This is a genomic window from Microbacterium gorillae (assembly GCF_050990725.1).
In the GTDB taxonomy this organism is placed as follows: Bacteria; Actinomycetota; Actinomycetes; order Actinomycetales; family Microbacteriaceae; genus Microbacterium; species Microbacterium gorillae_A.
This window is the reverse complement of the sequence record NZ_CP158844.1, coordinates 895,694-910,762: the sequence shown is the minus strand read 5'-3', so window position 1 is coordinate 910,762 and position 15,069 is coordinate 895,694. Positions and strand designations below refer to the sequence as shown.

General features: G+C 68.9%; 12 protein-coding genes. 2 read left to right on the top strand and 10 right to left on the bottom strand.

Going from position 1 to position 15,069, the window contains the following annotated elements:
* Positions 1–114 precede the first annotated feature (114 nt).
* From ABTV68_RS03945 to ABTV68_RS03900, 10 genes are all read right to left on the bottom strand, one after another.
* Positions 115–2,040, bottom strand: coding sequence for a glycoside hydrolase family 35 protein (locus ABTV68_RS03945; RefSeq protein ID WP_433676325.1), 1,926 nt, complete (start codon positions 2,038–2,040; stop codon positions 115–117).
* A complete protein-coding gene (gene kduI / locus ABTV68_RS03940; RefSeq protein ID WP_433676324.1) occupies positions 2,037–2,867 on the bottom strand; it encodes a 5-dehydro-4-deoxy-D-glucuronate isomerase in 831 nt (276 codons plus the stop codon). Before kduI ends, ABTV68_RS03945 begins: the two co-directional genes overlap by 4 nt.
* A gap of 32 nt (positions 2,868–2,899) precedes the next feature.
* Positions 2,900–3,664, bottom strand: coding sequence for a 2-dehydro-3-deoxy-D-gluconate 5-dehydrogenase KduD (gene kduD / locus ABTV68_RS03935; RefSeq protein ID WP_433676323.1), 765 nt, complete (start codon positions 3,662–3,664; stop codon positions 2,900–2,902).
* Positions 3,661–4,581, bottom strand: a complete 921-nt coding sequence (locus tag ABTV68_RS03930; RefSeq protein ID WP_433676322.1) for a fumarylacetoacetate hydrolase family protein — start codon at positions 4,579–4,581, stop codon at positions 3,661–3,663. Before ABTV68_RS03930 ends, kduD begins: the two co-directional genes overlap by 4 nt.
* Positions 4,582–4,585: 4 nt before the next feature.
* Entirely contained in the window at positions 4,586–5,767 is a 1,182-nt protein-coding gene (locus tag ABTV68_RS03925) for a glycoside hydrolase family 88 protein (RefSeq protein WP_433676321.1), read from the bottom strand.
* 42 nt (positions 5,768–5,809) lie between these two features.
* Complete coding sequence (locus tag ABTV68_RS03920) at positions 5,810–6,484, bottom strand: ferredoxin-NADPH reductase (RefSeq protein ID WP_433676320.1); 675 nt, start codon at positions 6,482–6,484, stop codon at positions 5,810–5,812.
* A gap of 2 nt (positions 6,485–6,486) precedes the next feature.
* A complete protein-coding gene (locus tag ABTV68_RS03915; RefSeq protein ID WP_433676319.1) occupies positions 6,487–7,389 on the bottom strand; it encodes a carbohydrate ABC transporter permease in 903 nt (300 codons plus the stop codon).
* Positions 7,389–8,327 carry a carbohydrate ABC transporter permease gene (locus ABTV68_RS03910; protein ID WP_433676318.1) on the bottom strand — a complete coding sequence of 313 codons (939 nt, stop codon included), beginning with the start codon at positions 8,325–8,327 and terminating at the stop codon, positions 7,389–7,391. The genes ABTV68_RS03915 and ABTV68_RS03910 overlap by 1 nt, the downstream gene beginning before the upstream one ends.
* 70 nt (positions 8,328–8,397) lie before the next feature.
* Entirely contained in the window at positions 8,398–9,726 is a 1,329-nt protein-coding gene (locus ABTV68_RS03905) for an extracellular solute-binding protein (protein ID WP_433676317.1), read from the bottom strand.
* A 56-nt stretch (positions 9,727–9,782) separates the two neighbouring features.
* Entirely contained in the window at positions 9,783–11,741 is a 1,959-nt protein-coding gene (locus ABTV68_RS03900) for a DUF2264 domain-containing protein (protein ID WP_433676316.1), read from the bottom strand.
* A gap of 191 nt (positions 11,742–11,932) precedes the next feature.
* On the opposite strand from ABTV68_RS03900, the gene ABTV68_RS03895 reads away from it, so the two are divergent.
* Complete coding sequence (locus ABTV68_RS03895; protein ID WP_433676315.1) at positions 11,933–13,861, top strand: heparinase II/III domain-containing protein; 1,929 nt, start codon at positions 11,933–11,935, stop codon at positions 13,859–13,861.
* Entirely contained in the window at positions 13,858–14,973 is a 1,116-nt protein-coding gene (locus ABTV68_RS03890; protein WP_433676314.1) for a substrate-binding domain-containing protein, read from the top strand. Before ABTV68_RS03895 ends, ABTV68_RS03890 begins: the two co-directional genes overlap by 4 nt.
* The last annotated feature ends 96 nt before the right edge of the window (positions 14,974–15,069 follow it).

Here is a 15,069-nt window from a genome sequence, read left to right as displayed (position 1 = left end):
CCGGCAGCTTGTGAGGCGACAGCTTGTGAGACCACGGCGAACCCCGGTCTCACATACGGCTGTCCGACGCGGAGATCCAACAGCTTCTGAGACCGGGGTTCGCCGTCGACGGGCCTACTCGTCCGTGGGGCCAAGGAGGGGGCGCGGGGCGAAGGCGAGAGTGGGGGCGTCGAGATGCTCCAGCTCCAGGAGCGTCACGATGTTGCGACCCGCGTGCGTCACCGGAGCGGGCACGTACAGCGTCCGCTGCGGACCGTTACGCCAGTACCGACCGAGGAAGAAGCCGTTCACGAACGCGAAGCCCTTCCGCGCCTCGGCGGGATCCAGGAACAGGTCGGCGGGCTCCGACAGATCGAACTCGCCCGTCCACCTCGGGGCGATCGCCGCGACCTCGCCCGGCACAGGCGCGGAAGCCCGCGCCTCCAGGTCACGCTCGGCGATCACCTCGACGTCCCAGTCGGTGAGCTCCGCACCGTTGAGCACCGCGGGACCGATCAGCCCCTTCGCCTCTCCGATGTGCGGACCGTAGTTGGTGCGGCCCTGTTCCTCCACGACCACCGTCAGACGCTGCCCGGCGGGGATGCGAATGCTGCGCTCGGAGCGCGTCCGCGAGATCGTGCCCACCGGCACACCGTCGACCGACACCCACGCCTGATCCCGCACGTCCGCGAAGGTGAGGATGCCGGCCGCGTCATCCGGCAGGGCGGTCGCGTACACGAGCACTCCCCCCGGCACGCGGAGATCATCGAACGTCGGCGGCTGCGGGAAGGAACCTACCCCGAACAGACCGATCCACGAACCAGCCGGCGACAACGGCACATCGAACGCCGGCGCAGGGGCAGAAGCCGCCCGCAGATCGACCGCATCGCCCTCGGCCTCAGCACCAGCACCAGCACCAGCACCAGCACCCGCACCCGCACCCGCACCCGCACCCGCACCCGCACCCGCACCCGCACCAAGCGAAGCATCGCCCGTTTCCGAGCCGACGCCGACACCGCCGGTGCCCGCACCGACTCCAGCACCCACACCCGCCGGAAGCGCCGGGACGTCGGCGTATTTCGCGATGACGTCGCGGAAGGCCCAGAACTTCTCCGTGAACTCCCCCGACTCGGACAGCGGGGCGTCGTAGTCGTACGACGTCACGATCGGCAGATACCGGCCCTTGTCGTTGGCGCCGTTGCTGAGGCCGAAGTTCGTCCCGCCGTGGAACATGTACAGGTTCACCGACGCGCCGGCGGCGAGCAGAGCATCCAGCTCCCGCGCGGAGTCGGCGGCGGCGGTGGTGTGGTGCTTCGTGCCCCACCAGTCGAACCAGCCGTCCCAGAACTCCGAGCACATCAGCGGTCCGGTCGGCTGATGCTCGCGCAGGGTGGCGAGTCGTTCGGCAGCGCGGGAGCCGAACGAGCCGGTGAGGTGCAGTCCCGGCAGCGATCCATCGCGCAGCATCTGCGGCTCCGGCTGATCCACGGTGGTCAGCGGCACGGTGATGTCGGCGTCACGGGTCACGCGGACCAGCTCGGCGAGGTACTCCTTGTCGCTGCCGTAGGCGCCGTACTCGTTCTCGATCTGAACCAGGATGACATTGCCGCCGCGGTCGATCTGTCGCGACGCGACGATGTCGTAGACCCGCTGCAGGTACTCCGTGAGGATCGCGAGGTACTGCGGCTCGCTGCGACGGAGGCCAATCCCGGGAATCGATGTGAGCCACGACGGCAGACCGCCGCCGTGCCACTCCGCGCAGATGTACGGACCGGGACGCACGATCGCGTACATCCCTTCCTCCGCCACGATGTCCAGGAAGCGGCCGAGGTCCAGCCCGCCACTGGCGTCCCACTCCCCGCGATACGGCTCGTGCGCGTTCCACGCCACATAGGTCTCGATGGTGTTGAGGCCGAGCAGCCGGGCCTTGCGGATGCGGTCGCGCCACTGGTCGGGGTGCACCCGGAAGTAGTGGAGTGCCCCCGCGAGGATCCGGAACGGCCGACCGGCGAGGAGGAAGTCCTCCTCGCCGATCGCGAACGTCTGCGGTTCCGCTGTCACTTCAGGTCGACGATCGGAGCCGCGTCCATGTCGTCGAATGCCTGGTTCTCGCCTGCCATCGCCCACACGAACGAGTATGAGGCAGACCCGACACCCGAGTGCAGCGACCAGCTCGGGGAGATCACGGCCTGCCGGTCGGCGACCATCAGGTGACGGGTCTCCTCGCGCTCGCCCATGATGTGCACGACGCGCTGGTCTTCCGGCAGGTCGAAGTAGAGGTAGCACTCGGTGCGGCGGTCGTGCGTGTGCGCCGGCATGGTGTTCCACATCGACCCGGGGTGCAGGGTGGTGACGCCCATCACGATCTGGCAGCTGCGGATGCCGTTCTCGTGGATGTACTGGTTGAGCGTGCGGCGGTTGCTGGTGAGCTGGTCGCCGAGCTCGCGCACGGTGCCCTCCCCCGGAGCGACGAGCTGCGTGGGGTAGGTGGTGTGCGCCGGGGCGGAGAACAGGTAGAACTGCGCGCCGGATCCCTCGGCTGCGTCACGGAAGGACACCGCCGAGATCCCGCGACCGAGGTACAGGCACGCACCGGAGACGAGCGTGAACTCTTCCCCGTCCGCGGTCACGACGCCCTCCCCACCCACGTTGATGATGCCGAGCTCGCGGTGCTCGAGAAACGTCTCGGAGCGGATCTCGGGGTAGCCGGTCAGCTCCAGCACCTGTCCTGCGGGCTGCGCGCCGCCGAGCACGATGCGGTCGTGGTGCGTGTAGGTGAGCGAGATCTCGCCCGGGACGAACACCTCGGGGATGAGGTAGGTCTCGCGGAGATCCGCGGTGGTCATGCCCGGAATCTGGGCCGGGTTGGTGGCGTAGCGCTGCTGCATGATTTCTCCTTCTGGGATGTCAGCTCGGCGGGTCAGCGGACGAGCCAGCCGCCGTCCACCGGGATGATCGTCCCGGTGACATAGGAGGCGGCGTCGGATGCGAGATAGACGAACGTACCCTGCAGATCGGCGGGGGTTCCCCAGCGACCCATCGGGATGCGCGACACGATCGAGGCCTCGCGTGCCTCGTCGGCGCGGATGGCGGCCGTGTTGTCGGTGGCCATGTAGCCGGGCGCGATCGCGTTCACGGTGACCCCGGACGTCGCCCACTCGTTGGCGAGCGCCTTGGTGAGACCGGCGACCGCGTGCTTGGAGGCGGTGTAGGCGGGCACCAGGATGCCGCCCTGGAACGAGAGCATCGAGGCCACGTTGATGATGCGTCCGCTGCCCTGGGCGAGCAGACGCTTGCCGACAGCGCGCGACAGGTGGAACACGCTGTCGAGGTTGACGGTGAGCACCTCGTTCCAGTCGTCCTCGGAGTACTCGCTCGCCGGGGCGCGGCGGATCGTGCCGGCGTTGTTCACCAGGATGTCGATGCGACCCAGCTCACGCTCGATCTCCGCGACGGCCGCTTCGATGTCGGCGGACGTGGCGGTTGCGAAGTCGGCGTGCACGCTGTGGACGCGCCGACCCAGCGCTTCGATCGCGGCCGCGGTCTCCGAGGCGTCGCCGCGGTTCAGGAGCGCGATGTCGGCACCGGCCTCGGCGAGCGCGAGAGCGGCGCCCTGGCCCAGCCCGCGGCTGGATCCGGTGACGATCGCCACCTTCCCGTCGAGTCGGAAGCTGTCCAGGATCATGCGTTCACTCCAGTGTTGATGTCGGAAGCCGTGTTCGTGTCGGAAGCGGTGTTGTCGGCGGACTCGGGGTCGGCGATGAAGCGCGTGGTGAGCTCCCCCAACCCTGTCACGCGGACCGTGACCTCGTCGCCCGCAATGATGTGTCGGTGCGTCTCCTGCGCCGCCGGAAGCTTCTGCGGGGTGCCGGTGGAGATGACGTCGCCGACTTCAAGGGTCATCGCCTGGCTCAGGTGATGCACCAGGAACGCCATCGGGAAGATCATCGAGTCGGTCGATTGCGAGACCGTCACCTCACCGTCGCGGACGACCTCGACGAGCAGGTCCTGCGGGTCGGCGATCTCATCGCGCGTGACGACGACGTCGCTCATCGGCAGGAAGCCGTCGAAGCATTTGCCGAGCGTCATCTGCGATCCCTTGCGCTGCCAGTCACGCGCGGAGACATCGTTGAGCACGACGTACCCGCCGACGTGCGACAGCGCGTCCTCCACCGGGACCCGGTGCGCGCGGCGGGCGATGACCAGACCGATCTCGCCCTCGTAATCCACCTCGGAGGCGACGGCGGGCACGACGACACCCGTAGACGCGGACGCCGGCGTGTTCGGCGTCTTCACGAAGACATCCGGGAACGCGGGGTCGTCGGCTGTGGGATCGGCTCCCGGCGGGACGTGTCCGCGGTAGTTGTAGCCGATCGCCAGCACCTTCCCGGGGCTCACCGGCAGGACCGACGCGACGCTGTCGCGCGGCAGAGACGGCGCGGTCTCCACGATGGCGGCTGCCCGCGAGAGGAGCTCGTCCGAGCCGAGGATCTCGACGAGGTCGGCGGCCAGGCCGTGGGCGGCGAGGTCGACGACGTCGCCGGCGGTGGTGAGGGCGCCGGTGCGCACCTCACCGCCGGTGGTGAAACGGATCAGGCGCATGTCGTCACCACGCCGGACGCCAGGCCGGGTCGGCGTGACGGGCGAGAGCCTCGAAGAAGAAGTAGTCGCCCCAGAGCGATCCCTCCTCGACGCCGTGATCGTTGCGCTTGTTGTAGACGCTCTGCGTGAGCACCGTGTGCGCGTCCGGCGACACCGGACGGTACTTCTCGATCAGTGAGGCGAGGATCTCGTCGGCGGCAGAGATGGCGCGGTCGGCGCGCTCCCCCGGGCCCTCGATGTCGGCCAGCTCGTACAGTCCGCACACGGCGATCGCCGCCGACGACGTGTCGCGCGGCTCGCCCGAGCCGTCGGTGAACACCAGGTCCCAGTACGCGACCTTGTCCTCGGGCAGGTGAGCCAGGAAGTAGTCGGCGCAGCGCCAGGCGGCGTCCAGCAGCTCGGCGTCGCCCGTGGCGCGGTGGTTCAGCGCGAAACCGTAGATGCCCCAGGCCTGACCGCGCGCCCAGCAGGAGTCGTCCGCGGCACCCTGAGCGGTGGTGCCGCGCAGCGGCTCCCCCGTGACCGGGTCCCAGTGGAACGTGTGGAAGGTGGTGTCGTCCTCGCGGATGATGTTGATGCGCAGCTGCGTGGCGTGACGGCGCACGGCGTCGGCGAAGCGCTCCTCACCGGTCTGCTCGTAGGCCCACGACAGCAGCGGCAGGTTCATCAGGCTGTCGATGATGGTGCGACCGCGCTGCTCCGGGTCCGACAGCGTGCCCCAGGCCTGGATGATGCCGGCCGGCTCCAGGAACCGGGTCATCAGGTGGTTCGCGGCCGACAGGGCGGCACGGCGGCCCTCCTCGTCGCCCAGCAGACGGTACGGCGCGACCGCGGCGAGCGTGTACAGGAAGCCGAGGTCGTGCGTCTCCAGGTCCTCCTCGGCGTCCACGCGGCGTGCGAAGTCGGCGAGGTGCGCGAGCCCGGCGGTCTTGAACTCCTCGTCGCCGGTGAGCTGGTACGCGATCCACTCCATGCCCGGCCAGAAGGACGTGGTCCATCCTCCGTTGCCGCCGACCGGGATGCCGTTCTCGGCGTGACGCAGCGGGTAGTGCTCGCCGTCGTTGGTGGTGTCGTCAGGAAAGACGCCCTCGGCGGGCGGGAAGGCGATGATGGTGCGGCGCACTGTGTCGAGCACGGTGGCGATCGCGGCGTCGGTGTCGATGCTCACGCGGGACGGAGACGTCATGGGAGGAACTGCTTTCTGTAGGAGGCGTCGAAGACGGATGCGTCAGGCCGACGCGGGAGCGGGCTCGGCGGGAAGCACGGGCCGCAGGGAGTATCGGGAACCGGACCAGGCCACGTACAGCACCGGGGCTGCCGTGATGCCGATGGCGAGGGCGGGGGCCGTGGTGAACACGGCGAACTGGACGGCGATCATCGCCAGGGTGGCCAGCGTCAGCCACCAGCGCCGCACCGCGAGCACGGTGGCCGAGCGCAGCACCTCACCGAAGCGGGCACCGGGCACCTCCGCGATGGCGACCAGGCCGACGATGCCGATCGCGGTCACGAGCACCGCGAGCACGAGCAGCAGCGGCACGAGGACCACGGCGAACTCGGTGTTCGACAGCGCGCGCACGTCCACGAGGAGCACCACCAGCACGACGGTGACCGCGACGCCCCAGCCGAGGGCGCGCAGCCCTGCGGCGCGCACCCCCTGCCAGAACGCCCGCACGGGACCGAGGCCGCCGAGACCGAACTCGCGGAACGCGGTGAACGCCCCGACCAGCGCCGGCGCCGCCAGCGGCAGCGCGACGGCGAGCAGCGGCCACGACTTCATCGGATCGGTCGTGATCAGCAGGAACACCAGCGGCAGAGCGCCGATGAGCAGCAGCATGTTCACGATCAGTCCGAGCGCGGCCACCGAGAAGACGGTCGCGTACACTCCGTGCGGGATGCGCTTCATGATCAGCCCTTCATACCGCTCGTGGCGATGCCCTCGACGAAGTACTTCTGCCCGAGCATGAAGATGATCGCGATCGGGATGACCGAGATGGTGAGGCCGGTGAACAGCAGCGCGTAGTTGGTGTCGTAGAGGTTGGAGACGAAGTTCTTCAGACCCAGTTGCATGGTCCACAGGTCCGGGCTGCGGAGGTAGATGAGCGGTCCGAGGTAGTCGTTCCAGGTGTTCACGAACGTCAGCAGACCGAGGCTCGCGATGGCCGGGATCGACAGCGGCAGCATGATGCGGCGCCAGATCGCGTACTCGCTGAGGCCATCGATACGAGCGGCCTCGCTGAGCTCCTCGGGGATGGTCTCGTAGAACTGCTTCATGAGGAACACGCCGAACGCGCCGAAGGCCTGCAGCAGGATGATCGCCCACAGGGTGTTGGACACCTTGAGGTTGGACAGCAGGATGAACTGCGGGATCATGTACGACTGCCACGGCACCGCGATGGTGGCGATGTACAGCAGGAACAGCGCGTCGCGACCCTTGAAGCGCATGCGGGCGAACCCGTACGCGGCGAACGAGCCGGTCAGGATCTGCAGCGTGGTGACGACCACCGCGAGCAACAGCGTGTTGCGCAGCCACACCACGATGTTGGACTTGGTCCAGATGTCCACGTAGTTCTGCCACACCCAGATCTCGGGCAGCCACTTCACGGGGACGGAGAAGACGTCATTCGGCGCCTTCAGGGAGCTCAGCACCATCCACGCGAACGGCACCAGCAGGAAGATCGCGAACACGATCAGCACGGCGTACAGCAGCACGCGACCGACGGTGCGGCGGCCCTGCTTCTTGCCGACGGGACGATCGCCGAGGGTGCGGAGGCTCCGCTTGTCGACGGTGACGGCCATGGTCTCACTCATCAGGCGCTCCTCCGCTTGTTCCAGAAGAACTGGATGATCGTGACGATGATGCAGAGGAAGAACAGGGCGACCGACGCGGCGGAGGCGTAGCCGAACTGGTTCTCCTCGAAGCCCTTCTTATAGATGAACTGGCTGATCACGAGGGTCGACTGACCCGGGCCGCCCTTGGTCATCACGAGGATGAGGTCGAACACCTTGAAGGAGTTGATCGTCAGCATGACGGTCACGAAGAACGTGGTGGGCCGAAGCGAGGGCAGCGTCACGTTGACGAAGCGCTGCCAGGTGCTCGCGCCGTCCATGCGAGCGGCCTCGTGCAGCTCACGCGGAACGGTCTGCAGACCGGCCAGGAACAGGATCATGTAGTAGCCCATGTCACGCCAGGTGCTGACGATGACGACGGAAGGCATCGCCCAGGCCGGGTCGGTGAGCCACCCCGGCGGGTTCTGGATGCCGATGGCGCGCAGGATCTCGTTGATCGGTCCGGCGTCCGGGCTGAAGAGCAGGTTCCACACCAGCGCGATCGCGACGATCGAGGTGATGTAGGGGAAGAACGCGGCGGTGCGGAAGAAGGCGACACCGCGGATCTTGTTGTTCAGGAGCAGGGCGAGCGACAGCGCCACGATCATCGTGAGCGGGATGTGCAGCACCGAGTAGTAGATGGTGTTCCAGAACGCGATCTGGAAGCTCCCATCGCCCATCAGGCGCGTGAAGTTGGCGAGGCCGACGAACTGGCTGCCCCCGAACACGTTCCAGTTGGTGAGCGACATGTAGAACAGCACGATCACCGGAACGAGGGTGAGGGCTGCGAAGCCGATGAAGTTCGGCAGGATGAAGCTCCACCCGATCAACGCGTTACGCAGCGCGAGGCGCGAACGGCGACGGGGCAGTGTTTCACCCTTTCCGGTGCCGCCCTTGCGGGTGGCGGCGGGAGACGTCATGGAGACCTCCGGGTTGCGAAACGGGTGAGTGGAGGGGTGGCCGGCCCTCGAGGGCCGGCCACCGGGGGCGTCAGCCGACGCCGACCTCGTTCTTCAGGCGGTCCTTCGCCTCGGCGAGGCCCTTCTCGACCGTGGTCGAGCCGGAGAGGATCGCGGAGTGCATGTCGTTGAGGATGCCCTGGATCGCGGCGGTCTTCGACGAGGTGGGGTTCTCGGCGACGATCTCACGCGTGGAGAAGGTGAACTTCGACAGGTCGTCGGTGGGGGCACCGTCGGCCGCGAAGTACGTGTCCACAACGGTGTCGTTCACCAGCGCGGGGGTGATGCCGATCTTCGCCAGGGAGACGGCGGCATCCTCGCTGGCGGCGTAGGCCAGGAACTTCTTCGCGGCAGCCTGCTTGTCGGCGGACGCGTTGGCGTTGATGCCGAACCCGGTCGGGTCACCGAAGGTCACCGGGGTCTTGTCCAGGCCCGTGGTGGAGGAGTCGGCCTGCGGTGCCGGCGCGATACCCCACTCGAAGGTGTCGGCGTCGCCGGACGCCTGCTGAGCGATCAGCGTGGCGACGAACCACGAGCCCATGAGCTCCATCGCGGCGTTCTGCTTGCCGAACTCGCCCTGGTAGGTGAGCTGGTTGGCCGACGACGTGTTGAAGTCGATCTGGTCGCCCGAGCTCTGCAGCGCGAGCGTGCGGTCGTAGTACGGCCCGAACTGGTCGATCTTGCCCTCGAGGATGTCGGCACCCTTGACCTGCGCGTTGGCGAAGCCCTGGACGGTGGACTGCCAGCGGTGCTGGTAGACGGCCTTGGCCGAGGAGCCGGCGGCGACGAGACCCTTGTTCAGGTCGTCGGCGGCCTTCTGGTAGTCGTCCCAGGTCCAGGTTCCGTCGGGCGTGGCCACACCGGCCTGCTCGAACAGCGCCTTGTTGTAGAACAGGACCCACTGGTCGTTGCGATACGGGGTGGCGTACGCGGTGCCGTCGACCTTGTAGGAGTCCGCACCCGCGATGCCGTCCGGCAGCTCCACGTCGGAGACGTCGGCCAGCTGGCCGCCCTCCTGGAAGGTGGTCAGGTACTTGACCTCCTTCTGCGTGATGATGTCGGGGCCCGAACCAGCGGCGAGGTCCGTGGTGATGAGGGTGTTGTATTCGGCGGCGTCGTACTCCTTGAGCTCGATCGTGATGCCGGGGTTTGCGGCCTCGAAGCCGTCGACCAGCGTCTGGAACTCCGGGGTGGACGTGACGTTCCAGGCGGACATCGTGAGCTTGACGGACGAGCCCGAGGAGCCCTCGGTCGATTCGCCCGAGCCGCCGGTGTTGCCCGAGTCGCCACCGGCGCAGCCGGCGAGGGTGAGTGCGGCGACCGTTGCCAGTCCCGCTGCTGCTACGAACTTGCGGTTCATGAGTTGCTGCTCCTTTGCAAGACGGACCCGGTGGATCCGCGGGGGGTTCCGCCTCGTCACGCGACGATGCGGATGTCTTCGATCACCGTTTCGGTGGTGACCCCATCGGGCCACGTCACGGTCACGGTGCTGCCGGATTCAGGGATCCGGACGTCTGCGGGGGCGCCGACCGGCTGGTCGTCGCGGGTGAGGTCGAGCACCGCGGTGGCCCACTCGCCGGGGCGCACGGGGAACTCGAGGACGGGCACCGCGGCGACGGGGCCCAGGGGGCTCGCGTCCTCGCGCAGCACGACGGCTGCGGTGGCCGTCCCGGTGGGGTCGGCGATACGGGAGACGAGATCGTCCTGCAGTGCCGAGGCTGCAGCGCCCTCGGAGACGTGGTGCACGTCGGTTCCGGCGAGCGCCCATCCGCCGACGCGGAGGGTCCATTCCTGCGGCTCGAAGCCCGCGTTGGCCTGGACTCGCACGAGGCGCGCTTCCCAGCGCCCGCGGACGATCGAGATGGTCTCGATGCCGGTGACCGGGATCATCTCGCCGGCGAGTCCCGATCCGTGGGCGCGCTGCGCAGGGATCTCCCCGAGCAGGTGCGCGGTCCACGACGACGAGGCCACACCGGTCTCGCCCTGCACGGCGACCTGACGAAGGATCATCGGCGCACGGTGGGTGGCGGCGCCGGTGGCGTCGACCAGGGCGACCGACTGTTCCAAGGGCTCGGTCCATGCGCGCTGATCTGCGAGCGGCGACACGGCCGTGGAGTAGCCGATGCGGGTGTACAGCGGAGAGTCTCCAACGAGGTCGCCGCCGCCGATCGCGTGGTCGGCGCCGTGATTGATCACGCGGACGATGCCGTCCTCGGCGGTGGTGGAGACGATCCACCCGGCCGAGCGGACCGCGCGGAGGTCGCCACCTTGTTCGGCCGGAAGGGGCTCGGCGGGTGCCGTCCAAACGGGGTGGTCGGCGGGAAGCAGGAGTCCGACGAGGCCCTTGGTGGCCCAGTAGGGCGAAGCGGGGCCGGAGTACGACTGCGCGAGCTCGCGCCACTCATCGTGCCAGCCCATCGAGAGCAGGTCGTCGGCGTTCGGCGCACCGGCGTCGGCGAAGTGACGAACGATGCGGTCCGCGGCGTGCCGCAGCGCACCGGCAGACACCGAGGGAACCTCGGCGATCGCACCGATCCAGAACGGAGCGGCGGCGGCGAAGCGGTAGATGAGGCTGCGACCCTGGATGAGCGGCGAGCCGTCGGCACCGACGAGGGCGACGGCGTCCTGCAGGAAGCGATCGAGGCGGGCGATGTCCGCGTCCACACGGTCGGCGCCGATCTCGCGGGCACCGGCCATCCGCGCCCACAGCACCGGGTAGAGGTGCAGCGCCCAGCCCACGTAGTGGTCGTAGGCGCGCTCGTCGCCATCGGAGAGCCAGCCGTCCTCGCGGATGAACGTCTCGTGCAGGGCAAGATCGGCGTCGATGTCGGCCTGCGACCACGGGCCGCCCACCGAACGCAGGAACGTCTCCACCACGATGCGGAACCACAGCCAGTTGTTGCGCGGGTAGGTCTCGTCTCCCACGACCAGGGCGAGGTAGTCGATGACGCGCTGCTGCGTGACGGCGTCGAGCGTGTCCCAGATCCACTCGCGGGTCAGATCGAAGATCAGCGCGAGCGACGCCGCCTCCACCTTGGCCTGCGCGTGCTCGTCCGGGCGCACCCAGCGGTCCGGAGCTTCGGGGTCGACACCGGTGATGATGCCGCGGCGGTAGAAGTCGATCAGGTCATCCACACCTTCGCCGCGAGCACCGGCGATGCGGAAGCCCGCCAGCAGGAACGTGCGGGCGAAGCCCTCCAGGCCGTCGACGTCGTGGCCGTAGCCGCCCTCGGCTCCGGGAGGGGTGATGCGTCCCGCACCCGGCGACGCGTGGCGACGAGCTCCGTCCAGGAGGCGGTCGGCGAACGCGACCCACTCGTCGCGCGTCCAGTCGGGCGAACCGGCGGCGGTCGAGGCGGGGGTGGGAGGAACCACGATGCTCCTTCATTGAGTGTGGCGTGTCACGATCGTTGTGATCTAAAACGGAGATTATCAATACAAATCGAACATTGCAACGCGGGTGTATGATCGTTTTTGATCGTTTCGCGATGTTCGTTTATCTCCGACATGATCAGTACCGCTTCCTGCGACGGTGTCGTCGCAGCACCTCGTCCCTGGGAGTTCGAATGACCGACTCAGCGCAGCCCCCCGCCTCCAGACCGCCGTTTCGCGGACGGATCACGGAGGCGCTCACCGACCTCGGGATCGCGGAGACGCTGACCGATCTCCTTCTCCCTGCCCCGCACGCCCTCCCGGTGTCCCCTGCCACCGACCGCGTCGTCTGGGACGCGATCGATGCCGTCACCCGCGCCGCCCTGCTGGACGCCGCCACCGCCGACCTCGGCACGCCGTGGCCGACGCCGCTCGCGCGCGATGCCGCTCGCTATCACCGTGACGGCAACCGCGAGGAGTACGAGCGCGCGGTGTTCCGTCGGCAGGAGCGGGTGAGCCGCGCGGTGGTCGCCGCCGCGCTGACCGGATCGGACGTGTGGCTCGACGAAGCCGCGGACGGTCTCTGGCTGCTGTGCGAGCAGAGCACGTGGTGCTGGCCGGCGCATGACGACACCCGTGCACGTCACGGTGCCGTGCTGGCGACCGTGACCGATCCGTTCCTGGATCTGGGCGCGGGCGAGCTCGTGGCGCAGCTGGCGTGGGCGGATCATGTTCTCGGCGACGCCCTCGATGATCGCTATCCCGGATTGCGCGCCCGCATCCGGCACGAGGCTCGCGTGCGCGTGTTCGATCCGTTCCTGCAGCGGCAGGACTGGCACTGGATCGGCCTGGATCGTCCGCCGCACAACTGGAACCCGTGGATCCACGGCAACGTGCTGGTGGCCGCGCTTGGTCTGCTCGATGACTCCGCGCTTCAGGCACGGGTCATCGCGCTGGTGGTGGACGGCCTGGATCGCTACGTCACGGCACTGCCGGAGGACGGGGCCATCGATGAGGGCTACGCGTACTGGTGGAACGGGGCGCTGCGCGCGCTCGAGGCCCTCGACGTGTTGGAGCACGCGACTGGCGGGCGGGCTGCCCTCTCGGCGCGCATCGCTGCGCTGCGCGAGACGGTGGCGTTCCCGCACCGCTGCCACCTCGGCGGCGACTGGTACCTGAACCTGGCCGACGGCCAGGCACGACCCACCCTCGATCAGCCCTGGCATGCACTGCACCGCGCGGCTCGGGCTGTGGGCGATCGCGACGCCGAGGCGCACGCGGCGACGCATCGTGATCCGCACACGCCGGCGGCCACGGAGATCAGCGGACTCGGCCGCCTGCTGCGCGGGATCACCGATCCGCTCTGGCGAGACGCGCGTTCCGCCGGGTCTCCCCTCCCCCGTGACGTGTTCTGGCCGTCGACCGAGGTCCTGCTGGCTCGCGGTTCCGCCGGTTCTGCGACGGGACTCACGCTCGCCGTCAAGGGCGGCACCAACGACGAGAATCACAATCACGACGACATCGGCGAGATCATCGTGGCGCGCGACGGAGTTCCCGTGCTGATCGACGCGGGCCGGCCGACGTACACGGCGGTGACGTTCTCGCCGCAGCGCTACACGCTGTGGCCGATGCAGAGCGGGTGGCACAGCGTCCCCGTGATCGACGGGCACGAGCAGGAGCACGGGCCGTCGTTCGCGGCAGACTCTGTTGACGCGCGGATCGGCGATGACGGCTCCGCGATGTCGCTGGAGATCGCCGGGGCGTATCCCGCGGGGGCCGTGTCGTCGTGGGTGCGCTCGGCAGGCCTGGATCGCTCCAGCGGCACCGTGACGATTACGGACACCTGGACGCCGGGCGTTCACGCGGTGCAGCACCTGCTGGTGGCGGGCACGGTGTGTGCGGAGCCCGGCGGTGTTCGCATCACGCCGATCGAGGGCGCCGGAGACGTGCGTGTGCGCTGGGACGGCCCGGCCGCGCAGCTGACCGTTCGCACGCTCGATGATCCGCTGCTGCGCGAGGTGTGGGGCGAGAGCGTGACACGAATCGAGGTTCCCGCAGGTAGCGGCGGCGCGTCGCGGATCACGGTAGAACTGGTACGAGCTGAAGCTGAGGAAGTCCGATGAGAGAGCCGTCGTCCGGCATGCTGGCACCCGAGCGCCGGGTGCACATCCTCGCCGCGCTCGCGCGCGACGGGATCGTGAAGGTGACGTCGCTGAGCGAGGAGCTCGGCGTCACTCCGGTCACGCTGCGCCGCGACCTCGCGCAGTTGGAGGTGGACGGGCTGGTACTGCGCGTCCACGGCGGCGCGATTCCCGCCCACGAGTCCGAGGTTCCCGAAGCAGCCGTCTTGCCGCCCGTGACGGTCCGGCCGGCCGCGGGGCGCGACGCGATCGGCATCCTCGTGCCGTCGTTGAACTACTACTGGCCCACCGTGGTGCGCGGCGCCGAACAGGAGGCGGAGCGCCTCGGGTATCGGCTGCTCATCCGCGGCGCTTCGTACGAGCTCCAGGACGAGCGTCCGCTGCTGGAGCGTCTGGTGGAGGAGGACGGGGTCGTCGGCCTGATCGTGGCACCGAACACGGCCGCCGAGCACGCGGACGAGGTTCTGGAGTGGCTGCACCGTGCCCCGGTTCCCGCGGTGCTGGTCGAGCGGGAGGGTCGCGGGCCGGATCTGTCGCCCATGGAATCCGCTTCCAGTGACCACGCCCTCGGCGGCATGCTGGCGGCCCGTCATCTGGCGGACCTCGGTCACGAACGCATCGCCCTCGTCCTGTCGCGCTCCTCCCCGACCTCCGGACAGGTGGCCGCGGGCTGGTCGGAGGCGTGCCGCGAGCTCGGGTTGCCGGAATCGATGGGCGTCGCGGCGCACCTCCCCGACCGCAACAGCCCCGACTTCAGCTCCGTGGTCGCCGCCACCCTCGACGACGCACTGGCGCATGGCGTGACGGGCATGCTGGTACACCCCGACCCCGAGGCTCTGGCGTTCGTGGACGTGGCGATGACCCGCGGGATCTCCGTTCCGGAAGATCTGTCGGTGATCGCCTACGACGATGAGGTGGCGCGCATGTTCACCCCGGCGTTCACCGCCGTCGCCCCGCCGCGCACCGCCGTGGGTCGCACCGCGGTGGGGCTCCTGCACCGACGCATCACGGAGCCCGATGTGTCGGTCGAGCGCGCGAAGCTCAGCCCTTCGCTGTCCATCCGCGCCTCCACCGCCCCGCCCCGCACGGTCTGAGTCCCCGGCGAACGACACCCAGGTTGCTGAGCGCCGCCGCCCAGCCGTTGAGCGCCACTACCCGGCTGTTGAGCGAGCGAAGCGCCCCGCTGTCTC